This is a genomic window from Occallatibacter gabretensis (assembly GCF_001449115.1).
GTDB classification, from domain to species: domain Bacteria; phylum Acidobacteriota; class Terriglobia; order Terriglobales; family Acidobacteriaceae; genus Telmatobacter; species Telmatobacter gabretensis.
The window spans coordinates 1,359,813-1,386,479 of the sequence record NZ_LAIJ01000009.1; the positions used below are offsets into that span (position 1 = coordinate 1,359,813).

Genomic DNA, 26,667 nt, shown 5'->3' on the forward strand with positions numbered 1-26,667 from the left:
CAAAGCATCCATCTTTGCGCATGGAGGGCATGAGAGCCAACCGACGTGAAGATGGAATTTCATGCAACGTGCCCTTATAGGCAGCTGGCAAAAGAGTTGATAAGGTCCTTGCGGATAGTGGGAGGATTTCTTTACTGTAAAGTGCCGCAAGTCATTTATTTTGATCGTCTTTTACCCGTCGAAAGATTCAGTCTTTACCTCATGTAAAGGCGTATAATTCCCTTCGAACGCGAGGTGATGCACGGCATGACGGCTGCAGGGACGCAGGAAAAGGTGGATGCGACGCAGGTGCGTCGACAGCTCGACCGCCTTCTGAGCGACCCGCACTTCAGCCACAGCCGTCGCTTTCCTGACTTTCTGCGGTTCGTGGTGCACCACACGCTGGCCGGCCAGACTGAGACGCTCAAGGAGCGCACGGTCGGCATTGAGGTCTTCGGCAAAGAGGCGGATTACGATACGGGCACGGACCCCATTGTGCGCGTGACGGCGGCGGAAATTCGCAAGCGCATCGCACAGTATTACCAGGAGCCGGGGCGGGAGAGCGAGCTGCGAATCACGCTTCCGTCGGGCAGCTACGTGCCAAAATTCGATTGGCCGACAACGAATTTAGATACGAATGCCACAGCTAAACCCGGCGAAAACTTGCATGGCCAGACTGCTGCCGATGAAGGTCCGCAGGCAGAGGCGCAGATAGATGCCGTGGCCAATGGGACTGATCGGGCGCAGACAATCCGTTTTCGTGTGATCGTCGCGGCACTGATCTGCGTCAGCTTGGCTTTACTGGCCATTGGCGTGAATTTTGCCGTCCATCAGGCGCGCGAATCGGCTTTTAACTTCTTCTGGCGGCCTATATTGAGTTCGCCGGACCCGGTTCTGGTTTGTATTGCGGACCAGCTCCAGTACTCGGAGATTTCGCTGCGCGATGCGGCGAATCCGTCGCATCAAGTGGTGCTGAAGGACTCATTGGTTGCGGCTATCTTCGACGACCTGAATGCCGCCGTGAAGGTTGCGGGGATTCTGCAGGCGGCGGATAAGCGATACAGCCTCAAGAGTGAGGGTGTAACCGGACTTGAAGACCTGCGCGCCGGGCCGACGATTTTCATTGGTGCGTTCGATAACGCCTGGACGCTGCGGCTGACGAATTCGCTGCGGTATCACTTTGCGAATTCGCCGGATATGAGCCAGTTCCGGATTGTGGATTCGACGAATCCAGGCCAGAATCGCTGGGTGGTCGATCGCAATGTGCAGATCGCGACGAATAACTACCGGGACTACGCAATTCTGGCGCGGTTTACCGACGTGAATACCGGCAAAGTGGCGGTGATTGCCGCGGGCATCGGGCGCGGCGGGACGATTGCGGCGGGTGAATTTCTGAGCAACCGCGAGCTTCTTGACCAGTTGCGGCGCGCGGCGCGGGATGCCGGGAACAAGACCAACATGGAAGTGGTAATCAGCACGGAGATTATCGGTGGCGCGCCCGGATCTCCGCGGATGGAAGCTTCGTATTTCTGGTAGAGATTGAAGAGATCCCTGCCGCAATGATCGAGCTTGCCGTCGATGTAGAAATTAAATGGAGTCCGGACGACTGCCAGGTCGTGGTCGATACGGACCTCCGGATCGTGAATGCGTTCTTCGATGTGCGCTAAGCTAACAAAACTTCAGGCACAAATCTTCGCGAACGCCACGTTCTCCTTGCACAAACGGCCGATTGTGCCTGCTACTTCAAAATTCCGCACGACTTTACAGTGCCGCTATCGACAGTAAGAGTGACAGTGGTGTTCAGTGGCACCAGAACGCCACCCAAAGGCGACTGGATCATCACATCGCCAGGATTAACGCAGTCTTTACTGAACCTCACTACTGGAATGAGTCCGAGAGCCGTAATGGCCGCAGTGGCGTTCTTTTGCGGATATGAGAGCAAGTTTGGCACAATTGCACCCCCGGTGGACACGGTGAGTTGGACCGCCGTATTGGGTAACTGAATGATGCCAGCCGCCGGGTTTTGTGCGGTGACTGTACCCGCCTTGGCCGTGCTGAGAATTGTGAGGCCGTTCGCTGCGACAACGTAGCCCGCTGCCGTAATGGATTGCGCCGCATTCGTTTGGTTTGCCCCGACGACATTTGGTATCGCGCGAGCCACACCCTTCATTTCTTCAATCACAAAAGCATGAGCCAGGGTTCCGCTTCCATTACTGTCGGTTGCGTCGATTTTGATTGGATCGCCTGATACATAGTCCACGACCACCTGCAGCCGGAACGACCGTGACGTGCAGTCAGGATAGACCGGAATGTCCTGCAATAGGTAATTCAGCGCATAGTGATGCGCGGGCGTCGTGACTGTGGATTGAATCGGCAGGCTTTGGTAAGTCTTGCAGACAGACGAGTCGTTATTGAGCTGAAACACTTCCAGGTATGAGTTGATAGTCGTCGGTCCCGACCCTTTCACGATGGGAGTCAGGCCTACGTTAGGCCCCCAGTTGTTTTTTGTGCACGCTCCTGTACCGTAGTAGCACGTCGTGACAGTCACTCCTGCCACTGCATCCAGAAAGGCTGCATCTGCCGGAGCTTGCCAGGCTGGAACAACCGTACCGTCGTCGGCAAATACCAACGATTCCATTTTTTGAGTCGACGCATCCTGGCCGAGGTAAGTACAAGCCGAAAATCCGGTTGTATCGCAGGGTGGATTTTGTAACCAGAAGCCCGCATCATCCGTTTGGTCGACGATCAGCCATGTCAGGCTCTCGTGTCCATCCGTGGCCACCGCAGTGAGTGTTGGTGTATCCCCATTCGTGACGAAAAGCTGACAATCATATTGCCCGTCGCTGGGCGCCGTGAACAGCAACGACGGATACAGTGCCAGGATGCCCTGAGACGGATAATTCGCAGCGATAGGCGCGTTATATCCTTCATGATTTTCTGCGGCGCCACCAATATCTCCCACGAAGTTGCCCGACAGCTGGCATCCGACCCGCGCCTCAGCATATGCAATCGTACTCGCGGCACTGCTACTCAGTTCGACGCTACCCATCAATCGCCGAATCTCATTTGCCTTCAAGGTAATGGTCTGATGGATGAGAGTCACTATCCCATCCGCCTCTGTGAATTTGATATCGCCAGGCAAGGGAATCCGCTGCGGAGTGAGTACGGATGTCGGCGCCTGGGCCACTAAGATCCTGGAAAGAAGGAGGGCTGCAAGCGCCGCCAAAAGCCAGGGCTCGGTGAGCCTTGCAAGCACGCTTCGACGATTGCGAAGACGACACGCCTTGAATCCCACACTTCCGATACTCCTGCAATCGGATTGAAGGAAGTCGCAACCGAATAAGTTGAACGTTAACGGAGACACCACAGCATGACAGATGGGATCGCCACTGGAACCGATTTTGATTTGGGTGTCTCCTGCGCTGGTCATAAAAATCCCCACTCGTGAATTTGGAAACGAGGCCCGTGCCCTATGCGGGAAATTGCCCTGTCTATCCTCTTGCGTGAAACGAGACGGGCGAGTGCAATGCGTTACTGAGATTCGTCATAAAGCCTGCCGGAAAGACGACGCGTGAACACAACCGGAAGGCTGAGATCAGTTCGCAGCACAGTCCGTCCGGGTTGTAGCGGCCAATGCGACAATCTGCCATTTGCCGTTTTTCTGGTTGAGATTGAAGAGATCTCTGCCGCAATGATCGAGCTTGCCATCGATGTAGAAATTGAATGGAGCCCAGACGACTGCCAGGTCGTGGTCGATGCGGACCTCCGGATCGTGGATGCGTTCTTCAATGTGTGTGGTCCCCGATGTCGCTACGCGATTGGCCCAGAACTCCACCGTGAGTTGGCTCAGCACGCCACTTTGCACCACGACCAGAACTCCGCCCGGCAGCCAGGGAGCCTTGATGGCGGCAGCATCGCGATGTGCCATTCCATCGAACATGGCTTGTACTGGAACAAGGACAGCCGCTTCGTCTTTTTTGCCAGAGCAGCCGCCGAGCAGGCTAGTCAAGAGGCAGACTTGCAAGACGCAAAGAAGAGATTGTGCCGGGATGCTCCTGAGATATTGCGGCTCTCGCCTTCTAACCATGACTTGTAACTCCCTTCCACATTTTGGAGCAAGGAAGACAGTGCGTTGAATCGTTCCGTTGTCAGAAATGACAACAAGGTCGCTTACCAGCGACCTTGTTGATGCTCGATTTCGTTGGCTTCCGGTTTACGCACGACGCCGTGAATGGCCTGCGCCCCGAAGTGCATCACCGCGGGCCCTGCGAAGACCATAGTAATGTTTGAATTCACGACCGAGTACCGGATGTCATCCCCTCCGGTGATGCAGACCTGAAGCGTCGATGAAGGCGGATTCGTCTCGAATGGGGCGATACTTCCATTTCCTGTCAAGAGGCTGACCGTGTCGTTTAACTGAAAGCCCATCATGGTGGCTGGAGGCATATAGGCAGGGCAGCCACTCATATCCCAGATAATTTTCGTGTTCTTCAACTCAATGTGATGGGTGTGAGGATTCACCAGCGGCTGAGTCGGATCGACGGCGCCCATCGAAGTCTTCCCATAACCAGACATCGTCATATCCGCTGAGAAGTCAGCGGTTTCCCATCCCCGGTGAACGTCCATTGTCCATTGACCGTGCATTTCCCATGGGCTGCCTTTGACGGTCGCATTCAGTGGTGAATAGTCATTGATCAGGCCCGTGAAGTGTAGTGGCCTGCGCTCCTGGGCGAAACCATGAGGGGCTGAAACCAACAAGAGTAAGGTGAGCACGCATAACGCTGAGGTCAGAATTTTGTGTTTCATGATGATCTCCAATTTGAGATTTGTTCGTGATCCATGGACACAGTCGGGTATCTTGCGGGTTAGTTCAAGCAGTAAGGTGCAGACTCGCAGCCGATTCCTCGATTTACCGTCGAATGCAGCCCTTTGCCGTGCCTTCTCAGGGCAGCGGTACAATTCAATTCCCGGTTCATGAGGGTTGCAAACCCACCCCTGGAGAGCGTGATGAGCGAACGAGCACCTGGCATAGCGCCCTCCGAGAGACTGCCTGAAGACCTTCTCGATTCGTGGAAGGAGATCGCGGAATACCTCAGCCGCGATGTGACGACAGTCCAGCGCTGGGAGAAACGGGAGGGGATGCCCGTTCACCGGCACGTGCATGACAGGATGGGCTCGGTCTACGCCTCCCGGGCGGAACTGGATGCGTGGATGCGCAGCCGGAAACTTCGAGCAGCGCAGGAGATTGGAAACAGTGCCATCTTGCCCGACCCTCCGGCACAATCTCCCCTGATAGCGGTATCGACTTCGCGAACAAGGTGGAGGTTGATCTTACCGCTGGCAGCGACGGCAGCGGCCCTGGCGATTGTCGCAAGCTTCTGGCTTTATAAAACGGAATACTTCTGGCGAAGCCCCCTGGCCAACGCACGCTTTCAGACGGTTACGGATTTTGGCGGGTCGGAGCAGGCCGCGACGCTCTCCGGCGACGGTCATTTTGTTGCGTTTCTATCAGACCGGGATGGACCGATGGACGTCTGGGTGACACAAGTGGGCTCGGGTGAATTCCATAACCTGACCCACGGAATGGCTCCTGACCTCGTGAACTCATCCATTCGAACCCTCGGGTTCTCGCCGGATGGCTCCCTGGTCACCTTCTGGGTCCGCAAACAGAACAACTCAGGTAACAGCGACATCAGTGTCTGGGCGGTGCCCACGCTGGGCGGCGAACCGAGAGCATACCTACAGGGCGTGGCCGAGTTTGACTGGTCTCGCGACGGTGCCCGGCTGGCATATCACACGCCGGGTCCCGGAGACCCGCTTTTCGTTTCAGACGGTGGACTGCGATCGGAGAACAAACCCATCTTCACAGCGCCTGCCGGGCTCCACGCTCACTTTCCGTTATGGGCGCCCGATGCAGCATTTATCTACTTTGTTCAGGGCGAACTCCCGGATAAATTGGACATCTGGCGCATCCGCCCTGGCGGTGGAACTCCTGAACGGATCACTTCGCACAATGCGCGGGTGACTTATCCGGTGTTGTTGGATCGGCGCACTCTGGTTTATCTCGCCAGCGATCCCGATGGTTCAGGGCCCTGGCTTTATAGCCTGGACCTCGAACGCCGCATCCCTCACCGGCTTACCTCTGACCTTGAGCGATACACTTCGTTGGCAGTCAGCGCCGATGGTCGACGGCTGGTTACCACGCGCACTGCCGCTGATAGAACACTCTGGCGCATGCACATCGAGGATTCATCGGCAGAGCTATCGGAGGCTGAGCGAATCCCTCTGACCACCAGTCCGGGATTTTCCCCACGACTAGGTCCCAACTATCTTCTGTATGTCTCTGCGACCGGCACCGGCGAGGGCGTCTGGAAGCTGGCCAACGGGACAAGCACTGAGTTGTGGCGCGGTGAGGGAGCGAAGGTCTTTGGCGCTCCGGCCATCTCTGCCGATGGGCGACAAGTCGCATTCTCGGTCCGGCAAAGCGGGCAATCGCTCTTGTACGTAGTGCAGGCGGACGGTACGAATGCGCGAGTGGTGGCTGGTTCGCTGGATCTTCAAGGCAATCCGGCATGGTCACCCGACGGCCAATCGATCACTACGGCCGTGACTGATCAAGGCGTTCCACATCTCTTTCGCATACCAATCGATGGCCGAGCTCCCACTCCCATTGTCCGTGATTACTCAATCGATCCCGCATGGTCGCCCGACGGGCACTTTGTTGTCTACTCGGGCCCTGACATCGGCAGTACATTTTCCCTGAAAGCCTCCACAAATGAGGGCGCACAGCATCCGCTGTCCACGCTGACCATGACTCGCGGGGCTCGACGCGTGGCTTTTCTGCCGGGTGGTCACGCACTCATGCTCCTGCGCGGGGAGATTCAACATAAGAACCTCTGGCTCATCGACCTGGAGACGGGGGCCGAGCGGCAGCTGACTCACCTCGCTCCTGAATCAGACATTCAGGATTTCGACATCTCGCCAGACGGTCATGAAGTTGTCATCGAACGAGTGCAGGAACGTTCGAATCTGGTGTTGCTCGATCTACAGCGACCATAATCCAATATAAATTCGCGATCGATGTGAGGATTCCACCCCTGGCTGCGGAAGCAACGGCGCAGACAGGGGGGATCGGTTTTTAAAAGTTAGAAGCTGTAGCGCAGGGAGAGTTGCAGTCTGCGCCCCTGGGTGAGCAGGGCGGTGTATTGGCCGTAGGTTGCGGGGCCAAAGTACGGGTCGTTGGAGACGCTGGCGGGGTCGAAGCGGACAGAGTTGGTGACGTTGAAGGCTTCGGCGGCGAATTTGATGGTATGGCGCTCGGTGATGGAGAAGGTTTTGGAGATGCCGGTGTCGATGGAGAAGTAGCCGTCGCCGCGATAGGCGTTGCGCTGGCCGCTCTCCGAAGCGTAGGGCGGGCGGACGTCGGCGATGGCCTGTGGCTGGTTCTTGAAGGCGTTGGGTTGTCCGAGGGCGTCATATTTATGGCCGCCGGAGGCTATGGCAGCCGTGCTGACGTTCCAGCTCTGATCGGCCCAGTCGGTGTTCCAGCCGAGGCCGTCGATGGAGCTGAAGGGCAGGCCGCTGGTCCAGTGGGTGAGACCGCTCAAATTCCAGCCGCCGATGAAGAAGTCCGTGAACTTGTTGACCTGGCTGCCAATGAGACGGTTGCGACCGAAAGGCAACTCATCCATGACGTTGACGGAGACCGCGTGGCGGACGTCGTAGTCGGAGACACCGCGGTTGCCTTTGGGATTGTAGACATTGATGATCTGGCTGGAGTAACCGCCGAAGCTGGTGGCGGAGGGACCGCTGCGCTCAGCGTCGGAACCGAGGTCAATGGATTTGGAGAGAGTGTAATAGGCGTCGAACTGAAGGCCATGTATCGCCTGCTGGTGGAGGGCGAACTGCAAGCCGTTGTAGCTGCTGGTGCCCATGGAGGACCAGGTGTAGAGGGAGGAGTACTGCGGATCGAAGTAACGGGTGCAGAGGCCGCCCGGGCTGGGGTTAGTGCAGGGTGTGTCGAGATCGAGGACGAAGAGGGCCGAGGACTCATTACCGCGGAAGCCTGCGTAGGGGCCAGGACTGTTGCCGAAGTAAGTCTGATAGACGGCCTGGGTTGCGGTCATGCCGGTGCCCGCCATCCAGGGGAACATATTCTCCCAATAAGGGATGGGCTTGACATTGGCGATAGGGGTAGAGGCGTCGTTGAGCTGGTCGATCTGCCTCTCGGCGGTGAAGTAATCGGTTCCGCTGACGGGGTCGGTGAGGTTGGTGGGGGTGGCTATGTCGCGCATCTGGAGAAGATGACGTCCGAGGCGGCCGGTGTAGGTGGATTCGACCATGAGGCCCTTATGGAGCTGGAGCTGGTAGCCGAGGTTGAAGGCGTAGGAGTAAGGGCTCTTGAGACTCTGATCGACTCCCCAGGCAAGGGCGAGATTGTCCCCCGGTAGGAGGCTGGTGGAGTCAATGGGCGGGACAATGCTGGTGGGAACGGCGGTTTCCGAGCCGAAGCGGGGAGCGGTGTCAGCGTCGGCTGCGCCAACGGGAGCCTGGTTTGAGGTGGCGATGCCGAATTCGCCGGATTGATCGAAGGAATCGACGATGCCCTGGCCGAAGTGATCGTAATACACTCCGAAGCCGGCACGGATGTTCATCCTGGTAGAGGGCTGCCAGGCGACGGCGAAGCGGGGAGCGAGGTCGGCCTTGTCCATGTTCCAGAAACCGGGCTTGTTGTTGGCGCGCCCGCCTGCGGTAAAGCCAAACTCGGGCTGCACGACCTGGCCCGCGGTGGCGCCTTTCCAGCGGTTGTTGAGCCACTGGCCCATGTTGACGGTGGGAACGACTTCCTGGCCGTTCCGCTCATAGGGCACCTGCAGGAGCGTGTGGCGCAGGCCGAAGGTGAAGGTGAGATTGGGGCGGAGCTTCCAACTGTCCTGGCCGTAGTACTCGGCCTCATTGGTGAGGAAATGGCGGTTTACCCACTGCCCCGGAGGAAGCGGGTCAAGCTGGCCGTTCGTGAGGCTGTTGTTGTAGTACTGCGTGGCGGAGGTGATCATGCCAGTGGCGGCCGCGATGGCGATGTTGTAGGAGGAGTTGGAGGTGACGGTGGGAAAGCCGAAGGCGTCCGGGTCAAGGCTGGAGCCGGTGCCGGCGATGGCGCCGTAGCCGAGCAGCTCGTAGGTGACCTCGGCGTGGTTGAAGAGGGTGGCATCAGCGGAGCGGTTGTTAAGGATGAGGCGGTAATTGGCGCCGAACTGCAGGGTGTGGTTGCCTTTGACCCAGGTGAGATCGTCGGCAAAGTTGTGCGTGGGAACGGAAACGATGGAGGAGGTGTATCCGGTGCCGACGAGGGTATCAATGCCCTGGAAGCTGACATAAGGGCTGGTTGTGCTGCCGCGGTTGGCGTAGCCCTGGCGTACAAAGCCGTAGCGGAAGTTGTTGACCAGAGATGGCGAGAGAGTCCAGGTATCTCCGGCGGCCAGGCCCTTTGAGTTGTCTACGATGCTGTAGTTAGGCGGCGCACCGGGGAACTGGATGGGCCCGGAGGTGTGATCTTCCTGAAAGTTACCGCGGGCGAAGAGATGATGGCGGTCGCCGGGGGTGTAGTCGAGCTTGGCGATGAGGGTGTTGAGGTTGATGGGATTGGGCGAGGCGAAGGTATAGGAGGCGAGGTTGATGCCGTCGCCGGTCTGGACGCCGTTGGGGGCCGGAAGCTGCGCGTAGTAGCTCATCGCGGCGGGATCAACGCCGGGACCGAGTGGACAGGAGCCAAGCGACGAGCAGAGTGGATCCATGCTTGCGATATCCGTCGGCGTGAGGGTGACCGAACCTCCGGAGCTGCTGTAGATGACGTTGCCGGAGCGAAGGCTGTCTGTGGGAACACCGCGGGTCTGCTGCGCGCTTTCAGCGGTATGCTGGCCCTCGTAGGCGACGAAGCCGAAGAGCTTGTCTTTGAGGATGGGCGCGCCGAATGAGCCTCCGAAGGTGTTGCGAAGAAGCTTGCCGGGGATGTTGGGCAGGCCGCTGGAGAGCTCGGCCTGCTTGTTGAACCAGTCATTGGCGACGGTGTTGGTGGGGCGGTAGTACTCGTAGGCGCTGCCGTGGAATTTGTTAGTGCCGCCGCGGGTGACGAGGGCGACCTGTGCGCCGGAGGAGCGGCCGGAGTCAGCGTTGGCGTTGGTGGTGACGACGCGGAATTCTTCTACGGAGTCGCGGGTGGAGCGGAGGACGCCGGAGAAGGCATAGCCCTTGTTCTGGTCGTTATCGTCGAGGCCGTCGAGGGTTACGTTGCTCTGGTCGGAGCGCGCGCCGTCGACTGCGCCGGAGCGGGAGTCTGAATCCTGCTGCTGGGTGGTTTTGTCGCCGAGGAAGAGGACGCCGGCCTGAAGGCTGAGCAGATCAAGGACGTTATTGCCTTCAAAGGGAAGCGACTGAATCTGCTTGGTGTCGAAGGGGGTGCCGATGGTGGCGTCGTTGGTGTTGAGGGCTGAGAGAGTATCGACGACTTCGACGGTTTCCGCGCCGGAAGAGGCGACGCCGAGCTTGAAATCGATGGTACGGGGCTGGTTGACGAGCAGCTCGACGATTTGTTTCTGCGGAGCGAAACCGGGAGCATCGGCCTGCACGGTGTAGGTTCCGGGCGTGATCTGCTCGAAGGCGTACTCCCCGCGATCGCCGGTGATGTGCTCTGACTTGAAGCCGGTGTCGGGGTTGACGATGGAGAGCTTTGCCTTGGAGATCACCGCGCCTGAGGGATCGGTGATGGTGCCGTGCAGGGCGGTGACGGCGGTCTGGGCGACGACCGCCATGGGCGCGGCGACGGCGCAGAGGAATAACAGGAGCGTGCGGTAATGCCTCATATAGATTGCCTCCGAAAGTGATACAAAATGCGACTCCGCTGCGCCCGCTTGCGCGGTGAGCGGCATGGTTTCTGAGATAGCGGTGCGCTCTCCGCGAGCGAGAATTGCGAGGAGTTGGCGCGAAGTTATGAGTGCTGTAATCGTTCGGTCAGCGAAGGGCCAAGCAAGTGATCTTCAGGGAATTGGCTTAATGGGAGGCTGTCAGGCGGGGTATGGTGAACGCATAAAGATAAAGAATTTCGATGGCGGGGAGAAAGACAGCTTTTAGGAGGGAGTTCGTAGTTTGATAGCGAGAGAACGTGCGGAAGTGCTGTCCCAGGTCCGAAAACACGGACCTGGGGCACCCGGAATTGGCGACGATGTGAGGAATTTAGCTGTTGCGCAGGGCGACCATCGGGTTGATGCGGGAGGCGCGGCGCGCGGGTAGATAGCCGGAGAGAACGGCGACGGCGATGAGGGTGAGCGCCATGGCGATAAATGTGGCTGTGTCCCATGGGGAGACGTCAAAGAGCAGCGCGGCGATGAGACGAGCTGCGCCGAGCGAGGCCGCCGTGCCAAGGACAATGCCGACGAGCGCAAGGCGGAGTGTGCCGACGAGAACCTTGCGCTGGACGCGACCGGCGCTGGAGCCAAGAGCCATGCGAATGCCGATCTCCTGCGTCTGTCGTGTAACGGAGTAGGAGATGACGCCGTAGATACCGAGCGCGGCGAGAATCAGGCCGAGCGTGGCGAAGGATACGACGAGCAGCATGAAGAAACGGCGCGGCGAGTTGGCGTGATCGATAAGCGTCTGGATGGGCAGAAACTCGGCATTAGTCTGCTTAGGGTTGAGGTCTTTGAGGACGTGCATGACGCTGGTTGCGAGAGCTGCTGGCGGCAGCGTGGTGCGCAGGACCAACTGTGCCCCGTTGGGACCGGTCTGCATCATGGGGTAGTAGATCTGCCAACCGGTGGGGGCTTCCACGTTGTCGGCGTGGACGTCACCCACGACACCAACGACGCGTGCATGATCGAATTGACCGGCGTTGATGAGGATTTTCCCCACCGCGTCTTCATTGGGCCAGAGGTAGCGGGCCATGCCGGCACTGATGAGCACGACGCCTTCGCCTGCAGGACCGTCGTCCCATGTAAAGTCACGGCCGTGCACTCTCATGCCCATGGCGCGGACGTAGCCGGGAGAGACCACGTAGACGAGCGGACTGTCTGCACCGCGAAAGTCGTCGGGGTTGCGGCCCTGCGGAGTTGGCACTCCCCATGCGCGGTTACGGCCGAGCGGCAGGTAGTCGGAGGTTCCGGCAGCCTCAATGCCGGGAATGGCGGTGACGCGAGAGATGATCTGCTGAAAGATGACGCCGCGCTTCGCGGCGCTCAATGCACCTGTTCTGTCGTTGGGAACGTTGTCGTCGTAATCGACGTTGACGGCGGCGGAGTGCGCTGACTCAAAGCCGAGGTCGAGATTGACGACTTTGAGGAAGCTGCGGAGCAGAAGGCCTGCGCCAACTAACAACATGCAGGCAAGTGCTACCTCTGTAACGACGAGGATGGAACGAACACGCTCGTGTTTGCGGCTCTGGCCGGTTCCAGTGCCGGAATCCTTGATAGCTTCCTGCAGATTGACGCCTGCCATGCGAATACCGGGGAGAAGACCGAAGCAGGCAGCTGTGACGATGGCGATCAGGACGGTCCAGAGGAGGGAGCTCATGTCAATGTGCAGCGTGGCGAGCAGCGGCAAAGCGACGGAGCCCTGATGCGAAAGCCAGAAGAGCAGCGTGCCTGCGAGCACGAGACCGAGTACGGCTCCAGCGGCGGAGAGCATGAGGCTTTCTGTGAGGAGCTGACGGATAATACGCGCGCGGCTTGCGCCGAGAGCGCCGCGCATGGCGAACTCCTTGGAGCGGGCGGAGGCGCGAGCGAGCAGAAGGTTGGAGAGATTGACGCAGGCGATGAGGAGGATGGCTCCGACTGCCGACCAGAGGACGATGAGCGAACGCCGGAGCTTGCCGCTGACGTAGTCCTTGAGTGGGACGGGAACGAGCGAACCTGTGTATTGTCCAAGCGTGTTGGGTATTGATTTGCGGAAGTAGAGCCTGGGCGCGACGATGGCGGCTTCCGCCTTTGCCTGTTCCACGGTGACGCCGGGCTTCATGCGGCCGAGCAATGTGACGATGTTGCCGTAGTTGCGGTCCTGGTCGAGGTTGAGCGGCGTGAAGGCGTCGTACCGCGAGCCGGGCTGGAAGACCGCGCCGAAGTCGAAGCTGGCAGGCAGTACGCCGATGACGGTGGTCTGAGTGCCGCTGATGTCGATGGCTTTACCCACGATGTTGGGGTCGCCATTGAACTGGTGTTTCCACCATCCATTCGAAAGAAGAATGACTGGCGCCGCGCCGTTTCGAGAGTCGGCGGGCGTGAAGAGGCGGCCCATCTGCGGCTGCACGCCGAGAACCTGGAAGAAGTTGGTGATGACGTCGATGCCGGTGGCGGGAATGGGATCGCTCTGGCCGATTTTGAGACTCAGATTGTCAGGGCCGGAGAAGGCGAAGTAGCCGGTGATGTCCTGATAGGAGCGGCTCATGTCGCGGAACTCTTCATAGCCGTCTGAAGAGTAGGTAGCGCAGGACTGGCCGCACTTGGTGGGGGGCGGGGCGATCCAGACAAGCTGATGCGCGTTGGGAAATGGCAGCGGACGCAGGAGCAGCGTGTTTACCACCGAGAAGACGGCGATGTTTGCGCCGATGGCGAGGGCGAGAATGAGCACAGCGACGGTGGTGAAGCCCGCGTCGCGACGGAGAGTGCGGAGAGTGTAACGAATGTCCTGGCCGAGGTCATTCCAGTAATCCACGAGGTGCTTTTTGCGTTCCATTTTGTCTCCCATGTGTACGCCGATTTCTTCGATTTCCTGAACCCGGCCAAATTGGCGGTATGCTTCATGGCGCGCTGCTTCGGGACTCATTCCGTCGGCAATGAGATCGGCGATTTTGGACTCGATGTGAAAGTCGAGCTCATCGCGAACATCTGCTGCGGAATCGTGACCGAAGAAGCGGTCGTAGCGCCGCCAAATGGGCAGTTTGTTTATGGCTTACTACTCCGTAAACGCGAGCTGAGTGGCGCCCAGCACACGAGAGACGGCTTCAGCATACGCCTCCCAGGCGGCGCGCTCCTCATTGAGCTGCTTTTTGCCCGCCGGCGTGAGGCGATAAAACTTGGCCTTGCGGTTGTTTTCCGACAAGCCCCATTCCGAGACGAGAAATTCTTTACTCTCCAGCCGCCAGAGGGCCGGATAGAGAGTGCCTTCTTCGACGAGCAGGACATCCCCACTGTGCTGGCGGATGAAGGATGTGACAGCGTAGCCGTGCTGCGGACCCCAGAAGAGGGCTTTGAGGATGAGTACGTCGAGGGTTCCGCGAAGGAGTTCGAGTTTGGTTTTTTGCATTGGCTCCCCTTTGGTTACTAGGGGAGTGTCGCATGATTCCCCTAGGAATGCAAGGGGAAGTTAAAACTCATTTATTTTTTCTATGGGTTACGATCATCCGCATGGCTGCGAGGGCGGCGGATGCGCCCATTACGAAGATGGAAAGAAGCGCGGAAACGGCAAGAATAGTTCTGGTCTGCCACGCGTGTCCTGCTGCGGTAGGTGGGCACGTCACACCATGCGTTATGGCTTCGATGTTTCTTGCATCTCCGTGATAGCCTTTTTCGCGCCCTCACTGTCCGGCTTAAGCGCCAACGACCGCCGGTAGGCGTCCAGCGATTCCGGGATATGGTTACCCTTCCGCAGAGCTTCCCCGTAACTGTCCCATACGTTCCAGCTTTGTGGGAAAAGCACGGTATTGGTGTGCAGCACATCGATAGCAGCATCCAGATGAATGTCTTCGGGCAGATGATAGTAGTTGTTCGCCCCCATCAGCTCATAGGCCATCGAATTCATCTCGTCTTCTGACAGCTCAACCGTGCCTGCTTCATTGCGCAACGTTGGGAGCAATTGATGCGCAGCGTCCGGGCCATCCTTCAGGAGAGTCTGTACATACAGCCGGGCGGCGCTCTTACGCGGTGCCGCTACGGCTTGCCCATTGAGAATCTTCAGCGCACGGCTAGCGATTTCATGCGCGTTCGAATGGGTATTGTCAAAAACAATCACAGTCTGGTCGCGAGTGAGGTTTCGCAACAGCACACAACTTAGGCCGGTAGCCCCGCCACTGTGATACACCACATGGCCCAATACCGAATCCGGCTCAATTTCCCATCCCAGCCCGAAAACATCCGTCTTCTTCGGTTCTAACCGGGGAACGATCGGCGTGTAGGCAAGCTCCTGCATCAGCTTGCCAAGAAGCAACCCGCGCCTGAACGCTGTGTCGAACTTTAGCAGGTCTCGCATTGTGCTCACATAGTCGCCAAAGCCCGAAAATGCATAACTGTGCCAGTACTGGCGGATATAAGGAACCGTATTGGCCCGCACCGGGGTATCGGAGTAAGGGTGTGCGTAGATGTGCGGGTATGCAAATGTCTTTGAATCAAACTCGTTGTACTGCAGCGGCAATGGAATGAACTTCGTATCATGCATGTCTGCAGGCCGCAGTATGTGTTTCTCAATGTAGTCCGGATAAGGCTCACCACTTACTTTCTCTAATACCAGGGCGAGCACGATGTAATTGATGTTGTCGTAATTTTCCTTGTCGCCCGGAGCATAAAGTAACGGGATGTGACTTGCACTGACGACCGAAAGAAAGTCTGCATTCGTAAACACGCGTTCCTGCGAAGCATGCCAAAGGGGATCGAAATAGGTGTTGTACGACGGAAGACCAGACTTGTGAGAGAGTAGATGCCGCAGCTTGATCTCCCGGTACGGAAACGTCGGCAGATAGTCGGTAACCGGATCGTCTATATGTAGTTTTCCAGCTTGAGCGAGTTGAAGAATGCCCGTAGCGGTCAGGAGCTTGGATATGGAAGCAATCGGAAACTGAACATCTGGAGTGTTCAGCCGGTGGTCTGAAAAATCAGCATATCCAAAGGACTTTTCGTAAACAACTTTGCCACTCTGAGTAATAAGCACGCCGCCATTGAACTGCCAGTTCTCTACCAGGATACGGAAATCCTCATCGAGTGCTGCCTGCTGCCCAAACCCATAGCGTGAGCTGAACAGGGTCAGAAATATAAGTACCGGAAGCCAAGCCAGCCTGCTACTCCCTCGTCGGTGCATGCTCGCAGCAATGCCATAACTGTGCTGCGTACCCCAGGCGAGGGCTTTCAGTGTGTCGCGAAGGCGTTCGAGCTGAAGTTTAGGCATTGTCTCCCCTTTGGTTGCTAGGGGAGTGTCGCATAGGTTCCCCTTGGACTGCAAGGGGAAAGAGATTTTCTTACGCGCGATGCATTTGCGCTATGGCGCTTTCCTGCCCAGCGCTGTGACGTATCCAGGATTGACTCGTTCACCGCTGAAGGTAATCTTCTTCAGAAGATCATCAAACGCTTTCTGCGCATCTTCAGGTGATGGCCGCGTGGCGATGCGTTTTTCGGCATTTCCTGTTCCGCCTGGCATCTTGCTGAGCGCAATGATGGCGTCCCATCCCGCCGGGCGATCGAAGGTCACAACGCTCGATGGAACGTCCATCTTTTTGTACGGCCAGAAGCACCAGCCCACGTGGTTCTCTTCAAGCGTTTTTACAAATGCGGAAATCCATGCGTCGTTGTTCTCGCCTGATTCGCCAAGCCAGATGGGCACCTGCCACTTGTCGCGAAAATCGAGATACTCGCGGATGACGTCCGCGTCCGTCGTCTTTGTCCAGTACTTGTGGAAGGTGTACATGACGTTCGCATCCCACGGTTTGCCGAATACCTTGAAGTTCGTATCCCACTGTGCGCCGCCCAGAATGAGTACGTGATGCTTGTCTACTGCGCGCACGGCGGAGCCAATTCGCTTGTAGAGCGGCTCAAGATCGCTGTTGTATCGCTGCAGTGCGGGAAAATGCGGTATGGGCTCATTGAGAAGGTCATAGCCAAGGACGGTTGGCTCAGCACTGTAATGCCTGGCGATCCCCTGCCAGATCTCGATGGTCTTTTTCTGCGCGGCGGCGTCGAGGTAGAGCCATGGGTAGCCATCACTGTCATCGATATTGGTGCCTGTCTGGCCGCCGGGAGCGCAGTGCAGATCGAGGATGACGTAGATGTGATCCTTCTTTGCCCACTGGACGAGATGGTCCACGAGACGGAATCCTTCGGCTCCATCGCCGTCAAAGAACTTCCAGTGCATGGGCACGCGCACGGAGTTGAAGCCCATTGCCGCGATGCGGTCGATATCCGCTTCTGTGATGTAGTTTTCGCGCCACGTCTTCCAGAAGGTGTCGGCCTTGGATGGACCGATGAGTTCCTGGCTCAGTTGGAGGATTTCGCTTGGGCTTTGCGCACCGTCCTCGAAATGGAACATGTAGCCTTCCGGCTCAAGCCAGTTGCCGAGGTTGGTTCCACGCAGCATCAAAGGTTTGCCTGCCCCGTCTACCAGTTCAGTGCCCTTGGCATGCACAAATCCCGTTTGTCCGTGCAGCACTGTGCAAGCGCACACTGCCGCCAAACTCAGAACACTTAACCATCGCATCCGCATCGCGGATTGAGTATACGGTCGGGCAGGGTGGGTGAGCGCAATCAGAGACTGTAGGGGTACACTTCTGATAGCTGTGATAGATGATCCGCACGCTTGGGTCAGCATCCCGGTGAAGGCGCGCATGGTGCCTGCCGGTCCGCCCAAAGGAGAACAAAAAACGGATGCAACTCGAGGCGAACCAGGCCACGGAAGCCCGTGGCGCAGAGCACTCTTCTATTTACTCCCGCAAGAATCCATATACTGCCGCTGTTCTGATGAACCGCCTGCTGACTGGTCCAGCCTCAGAGAAAGAGACCCGGCATATTGAGGTGTCGCTGGAAGGATCCGGCATTCAATACACTCCGGGAGACTCGTTAGGTGTCCTTCCCGAGAACCGTTCTGACATGGTGCAGGAAGTGCTGCAGCTTCTGAATTTCAGAGGCGACGAGGCTGTGAAGGATTTTTATGGCGGAGCGCTTCAGCTTCGCGAGGCGCTGACATCCTGGCTGGTGCTCGGCAAGATGTCCCACTCCACCGTCAAAGCCTGGTCGAAACTGGCGGACAACGTAGAGCTGGCGGCACTTGTATTGCCGGAAAACAAAGTCCAATTGGAAAGTTATCTCTGGGGGCGGGAGTTCCGCGATTTGCTGGAGCAATTTCCGGCGAAGTTGGAGGATCCTCAGCAGCTTTTCAAAATTCTCCCCCGGCTGGCTCCAAGACTGTATTCGATCTCGTCCAGTCAGGCGCTTCATCCGGCGACTGTACACATGTCGGTGCGCATTGTGCGCTACGAGAGTTATGGGCGAGAGAGGCTTGGAGTCTGTTCAGGACAGCTCGGCGAACGCTCGCCCCTTGGAGCGGCGCTACCTACCTTCATTCATTCCAATCAGCTATTCCGTTTGCCAGAAAATCCGGATGCGCCGGTGATTATGGTGGGGCCGGGCACGGGACTCGCGCCATTCCGGGCGTTCCTGGAACATAAGCAGGCTGGGCTCGGACGCTGGCCGATGTGGCTCTTCTTTGGCGAGCAGCGTGAGCAGCAGGATTTTCTGTATCGGGAAGAAATGTACGCGTGGCTGGAAAACGGCGTGATGCAGCGCCTGGACACCGCATTCTCGCGCGATCAGCAGAAGAAGATCTATGTGCAGGATCGGATTCGCGAGCAGTCCGCACTGCTATGGGAGTGGCTGGAGCGCGGCGCATACTTTTATGTCTGTGGCGATTCCAAGCGGATGGCTCCGGATGTGGAAGCGGCTGTTCTGGAAGCCATTGCTCAGCATAGCGGCAAGGGACCGGAATATGCGGCGGCATTTGTGGCGGACATGAGGAAGCAGAAGCGCTATCTAAGGGACGTGTACTGAGCATTCGCCGGCTGCGATCCCCCATATGTTGGATCGTTGCTGAATGCGGATCATCAGATGAGTATGCTCGAACCTGCACGGCGTCGCGGCCGTCAATACCTCAATCCTGTGCCGACGAAGGTTGGCGGCTTCTCCACCATATTCAAGATAGGGCCGAAATTCTTTTTTGGTACAAAGGCTCGTTCGCCACAAAGCCCGCTTGGCCCATTTCGCACAGATGCTGAGGTCTATTCAACGAGGCCGCATTCGGGGCTGCGGGTCACATGGATGGGGCACTCCACATCGATTCTAGAGATTGACGGTGTGCGTATATTGATCGATCCGGTTTGGGACGAGCGAGCATCCCCAACAACATGGAGCGGACCTAAGCGGTTCTTTCCTGCACCGCTGGGATTGGATGAGATTCCGGACATCGATGCGGTGTTGATATCGCACGATCACTACGATCACCTGGGCGCAGAATCTGTGCGCGCAATGGCAAGCCGACCCGCATTTAGAGAAGCGCAATGGATCACGCCGCTCGGCGTTGGCGCGATCCTCGAGAAGCTTGGAGTACCGGCGGAACATTGCCGGGAGTTGAACTGGATGGACAGCGTGGGCGTGGGTGGGTTGCAGATAACGGCGTTGCCGACGCGACACTTTTCAGGCCGGAGCCTCTTGAACCGCTTCGAGACGCTGTGGGCGTCATTCGCCATCGTTGGCCCGCAACATCGCGTTTATTACGGAGCGGATTCCGGAGAGTGGTCCGGCTTTCGCGAGATCGGAATGCAGTTCGGCCCGTTCGACTTAACCATGCTGGAAATTGGCGCTTCCGATCCATTATGGGCGGATATTCACATGGGTCCGGACGGCGCGGTTCGCAGCTTTCAAGCATTGGGTGGTCATGGTTTGCTCATGCCGATTCATTGGGGATTATTCGATCTCGCTCTGCATTACTGGACACAGCCGATTGAGAGGATTTGGGGCGTTGCGGAGCTGAAGCTCTGGTCTCCGGCTCCCGGCGTCCCTACCGAGGTCGTTAAAGGCGAAGAGCTGCGATCCGAATGGTGGCGCTAAAGCAATGTGTATAGAAAGTTGCACATTACAGTAATGGCGCTCTGCCTAAATGGCCAGGTCAGTCGTATCGCAGATTTGAGATTGGCAGGCCGGGGGTTCGGAGCTTCCAGCTATAATCTCCTTTCGCCGGGACAGGAGATTTGTATTTGACTCATAGAGCTTTTCTGCCTTCGTTCATCGTGCTGTGCGCAGCGCTTATTGGTCCAGGTTTTTCACCCTCGCAAACGCAATCGCGTCCAGCAAGTTCTCCCATACCGCGCATTGAGAAGCGCAATGGTCATTACGCACTCCTGGTAGACGGCGCGCCATATCTGATGCTGGGTGCGCAGATCCATAACTCCAGTGCGTGGCCCGCGATGCTACAGCAAGTCTGGCCGGCCATTGACGATCTCCATGCGAACACCGTGGAAATGCCCATCTATTGGGAGCAGTTTGAGCCTGCACAGGGCCGCTTTGATGATTCCTTATTGCTCACCCTGCTCGCCCAGGCGCGCCAGCATAAGGTGCATCTCGTTCTGCTCTGGTTCGGCACCTGGAAGAACGGCAGCGCGCATTACACGCCAGAGTGGGTGAAGCTCGACAACGCAAAGTATCCACGCGTGATCTGCTCGGATGGCAAAGTCATGGACTCACTTTCGCCTCTGTTTCCCGCTACGCTGGAGGCCGACCGCACTGCATTCAGCGCATTTATGCGGCACCTGAAGGCCGACGATCCGCAGCACACGGTGCTCATGGTCCAGGTAGAGAATGAATCCGGCACTTGGGGCTGCGTGCGCGATTTTTCGCCGACGGCACAGAAGCTGTTCGCGGGCTCTGTTCCAGCAGAACTGCTTGCGGGCCTGCATAAGCAGCCGGGCACCTGGCAAGAGGTTTTTGGCGATGAAGCCGACGTGGCTTTTCACGCATGGTATGTCGCGCATTTTGTCGGGCAGGTGACTGCAGCCGGCAAAGCGCTTGATCCACTCCCCATGTATACGAATGCTGCGCTGAGGCCGGTCGGTCACGCGCGGCCCGGCACATATGAGAGTGGCGGCCCTACCGATAATGTGCTCGACATCTGGAAGATCGCCGCTCCGGCGCTCGATCTGCTCGCTCCGGACATCTACGACCCTGCTTACGACGACTACATGTATTATCTCGATCACTACAGCCGACCTGATAATCCCCTGTTCATTCCGGAGACCGGCAATCAGCGGCCATACGCGCGTTATTTCTTTGCCGCGCTGGGCCACGGCGCCTTCGGTTTTTCTCCCTTTGGCATGGATTTCACCCGAACCCGCAACGAACCGATCGGTGCGACGGAGCTTAATCAAGAGGCGCTGGCCCCGTTCGCATTGAATTATGAGCTGGCGGAGAAGATGGATCGCGAGTTGGCCGCGTTGAATTTCGACGGCAAGCTGCAGGCTGTCTCTGAAAATCCCGCCGAGCATCGCCAGACGCTTGACTTCGGTTCGTGGCAGGCGATTGTTTCATACGGAATGCCACAATTTGGAATGGGCCGTGAGCCCCAGGGAAATCCTCAGCCTGACGGAGGGGCGCTCGTCGGCAAACTCGGCCCAAACGAATTCCTGGTCTCAGCCATCCATGCGCGCGTTGATTTCCGGCCTGCCGAAACCGGCAAGCAACGGCAGTTTGTCCGCGTAGAGCAGGGTTATTACGAACACGGCGTTTGGAAGTTTGAACGGATCTGGAATGGCGATCAGACCGACTACGGCCTCAATTTCACTTCGGCCCACGAGGTACTACGCGTCACTTTAGCGACATATTGAGCACCGATGCATGCAGGTCAACGTGCTCATTTGTGGTCGATTCAACCTCAAATCAGCTGATCGGTATTAGCTGTCCATCAGGCGCAAGCTTGAATAGCGCACCAAGCGTACTCTGCCGTGTGCACAGCGCTCAGTCGTAGCGCTCAGCGACAATTTGCTTTCTATGCCAGCCGTAGCTTGCGAGTTTCTCGCGCACGGAAGTGATCATGTTGCTGAGGCCGCAAACGTAGGCGTTGATGTCGAACTTGAGGTCATTGGGCCGGATTGCGGGATCAACGGGAGCGAGGGGCAGCGCGATGCCGAGTTTGGCGGCACGTTCTTCGATGATTCTGGCGACGTGCTCCTGGACGTGGCCGCGTAGGCCGCTCCATTCTTCTCCGGCGCGGCTGAGCGTGGGAATGTAATGAAAATTGGGGTGTTTGGCAGCCAGAGCTTCTAATTCCTCGCGGTAGTAAAGCTCGGACTCATGGCGGGTGCCGTAGACGCACCAGATTTCCTTGCCTTCGCTGCGATCCTGTCCCGCATCAGGGCCGTTCTCAGGGAAGAGCCACTGTGTGAAGCCGCGAATGGGCGCGATGCCGGTGCCAGTGGAGATCAATATGGAATCGGTAACGGGCTGCTTGAGCACAAAATAGCCGTATGGGCCGTGCATGTCGATGATGGAACCAATGGGTATGTCCGCGAGGAAGTTCGAAAAGAAGCCGCCCTCTGTGCGATTGGCACATAGGTCCAGTATGTTCCCAGAGCGCACATTACCGGATCGGCCGCTGTTGTGGGCGGAGGCGATGGAGTAGGCGCGGGTCTGTTCCTTGCCACTGGGATCGGTGGCAACGAGCGAGACGAACTGGCCTGCCGTAAAGGGGAAATCCACCACGTTATCGACTACAAATTCAAAGTGATAGCACTGGGCGGATTCCGAGATGCACTCTTTGCGTTCGAGCCGTGCGGTATATAGGGTTCGTTCCAAGTCTGTGCTCATTTACAAGACTAGGATAAAGCCCGAAACAAAGGCTCGTCAGCGGCTGGATAACTGGATGGGATTGCCGTCGGGGTCTTTGCCGTCGCAGAGGCAGAAGATTTCGCCCTCGCGGACTTTTCCGAACTTTGCGCCGCGGGCCACGAGGGTTTCGCGGAGTGCGGCAACGTCAGCGGAATGGAAGGCGATCTTGGGGCCTTTGCTTCCGGGCGATGCGGGGCCAGAGTGCAGAGCAATGGATGCGCCGCCGGCGGCGAATTCGCGCCAGCCTTTCTCCTCGGAGATGAGTTTCAAACCGAGAATGCGGCCGTAAAAGTCACTCATGAGGTCCATTTGTGCGGTGAAGAGGATGACGCGCGCCATCTTCATGGGAGGCATTTTGGTGGGTGTATTTGCGGCCATGCGTCGAGGATAGCGCAGAGATTTGGACCGTAGGGGGCTGGTTTTGCCTTGGTTTCAATCGAGATGGCTGATACGATAGACGTTATATGTGCGGGCGGCGTAGTTTCTTTGGCCGGGCGCAGAAGATTTTTGAGGAATGAGGAATTTGCAGTGGCGAATACCACCAAGATTGAAGACAAGGCAGAACGCAAAAAGGTAAAGCGCACGGCGCGCAAGAAGGCTGCTCCGAAGCCGAAGCGGACCACCCCGCGCGGCAGCAATAAACAGAAGGTCAAGCAACTGTCGCGCGGTCAATCGAAGCGCTAGTTTAAGCAGTGGCAGGATTCGCGCCCGGCGGAGTGACTCAGCCGGGCGCGAGGTTTTTGCGGCTCCTTCGCGGCATAAGGAAATCTCCATTTCGGAAGCGGGTACTGGCGTGTATGCTGAATCTTCTCGTAAATGAGAAGGGGAGATGCATCTGGCCAGCCAACTGCTCGCCCGTAAATCCATTGACAAGCTGATCCGGGATTCGGAATCACCGGAGCACGCGCTGAAGAAGACGCTTGGGCCCTGGTCATTGACCGCGCTGGGCATTGGCGCGGTGATCGGCTCGGGAATTTTTACCGTGATCGGCACGGCGATTGCCGGCGAGCAGTTCGACACCTCCAGCATTGTGAACACGCCGCTGGCAGATTACCTGATTCATCACACAGCTTTGGCTGGACGGCCCGGCGCGGGACCGGCGATTGCAGTTTCGCTGATGCTGGTGGCGATCGTGTGTGCGCTGACGGGGCTCTGCTATGCGGAGCTGGCGTCGATGATTCCGATTGCGGGTTCTGCATACACGTACACCTATGCAACGCTGGGCGAGCTGGTGGCGTGGATCATCGGATGGGATCTGATCCTGGAATATGCCGGATCGAATATGACGGTGAGCGTGGGCTTTGCCGCGCACGTGGTGGATCTGCTGGACTGGTTTGGGCTGCACCCTCCGGCTACCTGGATTTCGCCTGCGTATCTACCGGGCGGGTTGCAGGACCTGGCAGGGAATTGGATTTATCAGCCGGGATGGCACTTCGGGTTTAATATTCCGGCCTTTCTGGTGGTGCTGTTTCTTACCGTCATCCTGGTGCGGGGCATTCGCGAATCGGCTTCAACAAACAACATGATGGTGGGCATCAAGCTGATTGCCATCATGATCTTTGTGACTGCGGCGATCCACTTTATTCACCCGACCAACTGGCATCCGTTTATGCCGAATGGGCTGAGCGGAGTGCTGACGGGCGGGTCGATTATTTTCTTCACCTATATTGGGTTCGATTCGGTTTCGACGGCAGCGGAGGAGTGCAAGAGGCCGCAGCGGGATCTGCCGATTGGAATTATTGCCACGCTGATTGTCTGCACGGTGCTGTACGTTGCCGTAGCGGTATGCCTCACAGGGCTTGTGCCGTGGAATTCCATGGTGGGCGATGCGGCGCCGGTGGTGAATGCGCTGAAGAAGCTTTCCGGGCTGCCGGGTGGGCATCCGCTGCACTGGGTGCGGCTGGTAATCCTGGTCGGCGCGCTGATGGGCATGCTGTCCTCGCTGCTGGTGTATCAGCTTGGCCAGTCACGCGTGTGGTTCTCCATGTCGCGCGATGGGTTGCTGCCGAAGGTCTTTTCGGACGTCCACAAGATTTACCGCACGCCTGCGTTTTCTACGTGGGTGGCGGGATTCGTGGTGGCGATTCCTTCAGGACTGTTTGACATCGGCACGCTGGCAGACCTGTCGAACATCGGCACGCTATTCGCGTTTGTGCTGGTATCGATCGGCGTGATCGTGCTGCGGTATCGCGAGCCGGAGCGCCACCGCGGTTTTCGCGTGCCGGGCGGGCCGGTGATTCCGGCGCTGAGCGTAGTTTTCTGCTTCCTGCTGATGTCGGGACTGCCGATTATCACGTGGCTCCGATTTATAGTCTGGCTGGTGATTGGGCTGGTGGTCTACTTCCTTTACAGTCGGCACCGGTCGGAGTTTGCGCGCGCACCGAAGGCGACAGGGTCAAGATAAATCAATAGAAAGCACTCGCCAAGAAACTGAGGAGATTGTGCATGCAGCGAACAAGGTTCGATGTGCAGTGGATGTGTCGATGTGCTCTCGCGGTCCTGCTTGCGGCAACCAGCCTCACGACTGCTACAGCGCAATCAAGCGCGGGCCGCTGGGCTGACGCGAACGACCCGGTGGCAAAGCAACTCATCGAGCTCGAGCGAAAGTGGGCCGTGCTGGAGTGCGAACCAAGCAATGTAGTGGCCGAAGCCGTGGCCGAGGACTTTGTGGGCACAGCGCCGGAGGGCCCGATCTACACCAAGGCCGACCTGATGAAGCGGCATGAGAAACGCGCTGAAGCGAGCGGCTGCAAGCTGCTTGGCGCGCGCGTTCGGTACTATGGGCCTGACATCGCCATCATCTACGGCAGCGAGACCTCAGTGCGTAAAGACTCCAACGGCAAGCCCATCGACCGCGGCCTTACCTGGACTGACACCTGGCTCAAGCGCAATGGCAAATGGCAGATCATCGCCGTACAGGATATGGCGACGCCGAAGCGGTGATCGAGTGCGGGCGATGTCGGGCGCACCCCCTGGCCACTAAACTGAGAAGTAATGGATCGCACGGTACCTCAATCTGATGTGCAAGGCTTCATCCGCAGACTGCCGAAGGCGGAGCTGCATCTGCATCTCGAAGGCACGATTACGCCAGCAACGTTGGTGGAGCTGAGCGTGCGTCAGGATGAAAAGCCGCTGACGCTGGAAGATGCGGAGAAGCTGTATCAGTTCACAGACTTCACCGGATTCATTGAGGCATTCAAAGCCGTGACGCGACTGCTGAGCGGGCCGGAGCACTATGAGCTTGCCGCGTGGCGGATGTGCCAGCGGCTCGCAGAGCAGGGCGTGGTGCATGCCGAGGTGTATATCTCGGTGGGCGTGATTTATATGTGGCGCAACCATGCGCGGGGCGTGTTTGAGCCAATCTTTGAAGGACTGGAACGGGCGCGCGAGCGGTCAGAAAAAGAACTTGGACTCTCTCTCTACTGGATCTTCGACGCCGTGCGGCACTTTACGGTTCCCGAAGCCGAGCGGGTCTTCAAAAAAGCTGCCGCGATGCGCACGCAGTATCCATCGATCATCGGAATTGGCCTGGGCGGCGATGAGCGGCAGCGCGGCTCAGAGCCGTTCCGCGAGATGTACGCCGAAGCGAAGGCTGAAGGGTTGAGGCTTACGAATCATGCGGGCGAGACGACGCCGGCTTCTGCGATCTGGGAGGCGCTGGCGATTGGTTCCGAGCGGATTGGCCATGCCCTGTCCGCACAGGATGACGAGAAACTGACCCTAGAGTTAAAGGACCGGAAGGTTCCGGTGGAGCTGAATCCGACTTCCAATGTGCGGACCGGGAATTGTGCTTCGTTTGCGGCGCATCCTCTGCGAAAGTATTTCGATGAAGGGCTGCTAGTGACGCTGAACTCGGATGATCCGGCGTTTTTTGGCTCGGATCTTGAGAACGAGTATCTGCTGGCGGCGACGGAGCAGGGATTTACGCAGGAGGAATTGCGTCAGCTTGCGGCGAACTCGATTACAGCGAGCTTTCTTCCCAAAGAGGAAAAGAAACGCTGGCTGGACCAGATTCACACAACAGAGTAACGAAAGTGCGCGTCTGCCTGGACTTACGAGCCAATCAAAGGCAAAA

Annotated in this window: 19 protein-coding genes; 9 read left to right on the top strand and 10 right to left on the bottom strand. The window is 57.8% G+C overall.

All coding sequences use genetic code 11. The features are described 5' to 3' along the window. The first annotated feature begins 246 nt into the window (after positions 1 to 246). Entirely contained in the window at positions 247 to 1,515 is a 1,269-nt protein-coding gene (locus VO84_RS11965) for a hypothetical protein (RefSeq protein ID WP_157439852.1), read from the top strand. A gap of 202 nt (positions 1,516 to 1,717) precedes the next feature. Here VO84_RS11965 and VO84_RS11970 read toward each other — a convergent pair whose 3' ends face one another. From VO84_RS11970 to VO84_RS11980, 3 genes are all read right to left on the bottom strand, one after another. Continuing rightward, positions 1,718 to 3,409 carry a PASTA domain-containing protein gene (locus tag VO84_RS11970; RefSeq protein WP_157439853.1) on the bottom strand — a complete coding sequence of 564 codons (1,692 nt, stop codon included), beginning with the start codon at positions 3,407 to 3,409 and terminating at the stop codon, positions 1,718 to 1,720. 165 nt (positions 3,410 to 3,574) lie between these two features. Then, on the bottom strand, positions 3,575 to 4,066 hold the full coding sequence (locus tag VO84_RS11975) for a nuclear transport factor 2 family protein (protein WP_058187832.1): 492 nt from the start codon (positions 4,064 to 4,066) through the stop codon (positions 3,575 to 3,577). An 83-nt stretch (positions 4,067 to 4,149) separates the two neighbouring features. Further along, positions 4,150 to 4,785 carry a hypothetical protein gene (locus VO84_RS11980; protein ID WP_058187833.1) on the bottom strand — a complete coding sequence of 212 codons (636 nt, stop codon included), beginning with the start codon at positions 4,783 to 4,785 and terminating at the stop codon, positions 4,150 to 4,152. A 201-nt stretch (positions 4,786 to 4,986) separates the two neighbouring features. On the opposite strand from VO84_RS11980, the gene VO84_RS11985 reads away from it, so the two are divergent. After that, a complete protein-coding gene (locus VO84_RS11985; protein WP_058187834.1) occupies positions 4,987 to 7,038 on the top strand; it encodes an LpqB family beta-propeller domain-containing protein in 2,052 nt (683 codons plus the stop codon). An 86-nt stretch (positions 7,039 to 7,124) separates the two neighbouring features. Here VO84_RS11985 and VO84_RS11990 read toward each other — a convergent pair whose 3' ends face one another. The 5 genes from VO84_RS11990 to VO84_RS12010 form a co-directional block, all read right to left on the bottom strand. After that, positions 7,125 to 10,838: a TonB-dependent receptor gene (locus VO84_RS11990; RefSeq protein WP_082662070.1), complete on the bottom strand. Its 3,714-nt coding sequence runs from the start codon at positions 10,836 to 10,838 to the stop codon at positions 7,125 to 7,127. A gap of 370 nt (positions 10,839 to 11,208) precedes the next feature. Next, complete coding sequence (locus VO84_RS11995) at positions 11,209 to 13,911, bottom strand: ABC transporter permease (RefSeq protein ID WP_058187836.1); 2,703 nt, start codon at positions 13,909 to 13,911, stop codon at positions 11,209 to 11,211. Positions 13,912 to 13,917: 6 nt separating this feature from the next. Continuing rightward, positions 13,918 to 14,268: a PadR family transcriptional regulator gene (locus VO84_RS12000; protein WP_058187837.1), complete on the bottom strand. Its 351-nt coding sequence runs from the start codon at positions 14,266 to 14,268 to the stop codon at positions 13,918 to 13,920. A gap of 222 nt (positions 14,269 to 14,490) precedes the next feature. Then, entirely contained in the window at positions 14,491 to 16,119 is a 1,629-nt protein-coding gene (locus VO84_RS12005) for a serine hydrolase domain-containing protein (protein WP_058187838.1), read from the bottom strand. 90 nt (positions 16,120 to 16,209) lie between these two features. Further along, entirely contained in the window at positions 16,210 to 17,427 is a 1,218-nt protein-coding gene (locus tag VO84_RS12010) for a glycoside hydrolase family 5 protein (RefSeq protein ID WP_058187839.1), read from the bottom strand. Positions 17,428 to 17,588: 161 nt separating this feature from the next. On the opposite strand from VO84_RS12010, the gene VO84_RS12015 reads away from it, so the two are divergent. From VO84_RS12015 to VO84_RS12025, 3 genes are all read left to right on the top strand, one after another. After that, a complete protein-coding gene (locus tag VO84_RS12015; protein ID WP_058187840.1) occupies positions 17,589 to 18,767 on the top strand; it encodes a diflavin oxidoreductase in 1,179 nt (392 codons plus the stop codon). 63 nt (positions 18,768 to 18,830) lie between these two features. Then, positions 18,831 to 19,823: an MBL fold metallo-hydrolase gene (locus VO84_RS12020; RefSeq protein ID WP_231737897.1), complete on the top strand. Its 993-nt coding sequence runs from the start codon at positions 18,831 to 18,833 to the stop codon at positions 19,821 to 19,823. A gap of 146 nt (positions 19,824 to 19,969) precedes the next feature. Next, on the top strand, positions 19,970 to 21,592 hold the full coding sequence (locus VO84_RS12025; RefSeq protein ID WP_157439854.1) for a DUF5597 domain-containing protein: 1,623 nt from the start codon (positions 19,970 to 19,972) through the stop codon (positions 21,590 to 21,592). 130 nt (positions 21,593 to 21,722) lie between these two features. Here VO84_RS12025 and VO84_RS12030 read toward each other — a convergent pair whose 3' ends face one another. Both VO84_RS12030 and VO84_RS12035 read right to left on the bottom strand, forming a co-directional pair. Next, a complete protein-coding gene (locus tag VO84_RS12030) occupies positions 21,723 to 22,571 on the bottom strand; it encodes a ferredoxin--NADP reductase (protein ID WP_231737898.1) in 849 nt (282 codons plus the stop codon). Between the two features lie 36 nt (positions 22,572 to 22,607). Continuing rightward, the gene (locus tag VO84_RS12035; protein WP_082661926.1) at positions 22,608 to 22,970 is read right to left on the bottom strand and encodes a VOC family protein; all 363 of its coding nucleotides are present in this window, start codon (positions 22,968 to 22,970) and stop codon (positions 22,608 to 22,610) included. Positions 22,971 to 23,120: 150 nt separating this feature from the next. Here VO84_RS12035 and VO84_RS22845 point away from each other — a divergent pair, with 150 nt between their 5' ends. The 4 genes from VO84_RS22845 to add all read left to right on the top strand — a co-directional run bounded on the left by VO84_RS22845 (position 23,121) and on the right by add (position 26,621). Continuing rightward, entirely contained in the window at positions 23,121 to 23,276 is a 156-nt protein-coding gene (locus VO84_RS22845) for a hypothetical protein (protein WP_197414003.1), read from the top strand. A gap of 145 nt (positions 23,277 to 23,421) precedes the next feature. Beyond that, the gene (locus VO84_RS12040) at positions 23,422 to 24,996 is read left to right on the top strand and encodes an amino acid permease (protein WP_058187843.1); all 1,575 of its coding nucleotides are present in this window, start codon (positions 23,422 to 23,424) and stop codon (positions 24,994 to 24,996) included. Between the two features lie 41 nt (positions 24,997 to 25,037). Beyond that, entirely contained in the window at positions 25,038 to 25,535 is a 498-nt protein-coding gene (locus VO84_RS12045; protein WP_058187844.1) for a nuclear transport factor 2 family protein, read from the top strand. Positions 25,536 to 25,586: 51 nt separating this feature from the next. Next, entirely contained in the window at positions 25,587 to 26,621 is a 1,035-nt protein-coding gene (gene add, locus VO84_RS12050) for an adenosine deaminase (protein ID WP_058187845.1), read from the top strand. Positions 26,622 to 26,667 lie beyond the last annotated feature (46 nt).

Coding starts and splice junctions, on each gene's coding strand:
- VO84_RS11965 (WP_157439852.1), top strand. CDS start 247: ATGACGGCTGCAGGGACGCAGGAAAAGGTGGATGCGACGCAGGTGCGT.
- VO84_RS11970 (WP_157439853.1), bottom strand. CDS start 3,409: ATGACCAGCGCAGGAGACACCCAAATCAAAATCGGTTCCAGTGGCGAT.
- VO84_RS11975 (WP_058187832.1), bottom strand. CDS start 4,066: ATGGTTAGAAGGCGAGAGCCGCAATATCTCAGGAGCATCCCGGCACAA.
- VO84_RS11980 (WP_058187833.1), bottom strand. CDS start 4,785: ATGAAACACAAAATTCTGACCTCAGCGTTATGCGTGCTCACCTTACTC.
- VO84_RS11985 (WP_058187834.1), top strand. CDS start 4,987: ATGAGCGAACGAGCACCTGGCATAGCGCCCTCCGAGAGACTGCCTGAA.
- VO84_RS11990 (WP_082662070.1), bottom strand. CDS start 10,838: ATGAGGCATTACCGCACGCTCCTGTTATTCCTCTGCGCCGTCGCCGCG.
- VO84_RS12000 (WP_058187837.1), bottom strand. CDS start 14,268: ATGCAAAAAACCAAACTCGAACTCCTTCGCGGAACCCTCGACGTACTC.
- VO84_RS12005 (WP_058187838.1), bottom strand. CDS start 16,119: ATGCCTAAACTTCAGCTCGAACGCCTTCGCGACACACTGAAAGCCCTC.
- VO84_RS12010 (WP_058187839.1), bottom strand. CDS start 17,427: ATGCGGATGCGATGGTTAAGTGTTCTGAGTTTGGCGGCAGTGTGCGCT.
- VO84_RS12015 (WP_058187840.1), top strand. CDS start 17,589: ATGCAACTCGAGGCGAACCAGGCCACGGAAGCCCGTGGCGCAGAGCAC.
- VO84_RS12020 (WP_231737897.1), top strand. CDS start 18,831: ATGCTCGAACCTGCACGGCGTCGCGGCCGTCAATACCTCAATCCTGTG.
- VO84_RS12030 (WP_231737898.1), bottom strand. CDS start 22,571: ATGAGCACAGACTTGGAACGAACCCTATATACCGCACGGCTCGAACGC.
- VO84_RS12035 (WP_082661926.1), bottom strand. CDS start 22,970: ATGGCCGCAAATACACCCACCAAAATGCCTCCCATGAAGATGGCGCGC.
- VO84_RS12040 (WP_058187843.1), top strand. CDS start 23,422: ATGCATCTGGCCAGCCAACTGCTCGCCCGTAAATCCATTGACAAGCTG.
- VO84_RS12045 (WP_058187844.1), top strand. CDS start 25,038: ATGCAGCGAACAAGGTTCGATGTGCAGTGGATGTGTCGATGTGCTCTC.
- add (WP_058187845.1), top strand. CDS start 25,587: ATGGATCGCACGGTACCTCAATCTGATGTGCAAGGCTTCATCCGCAGA.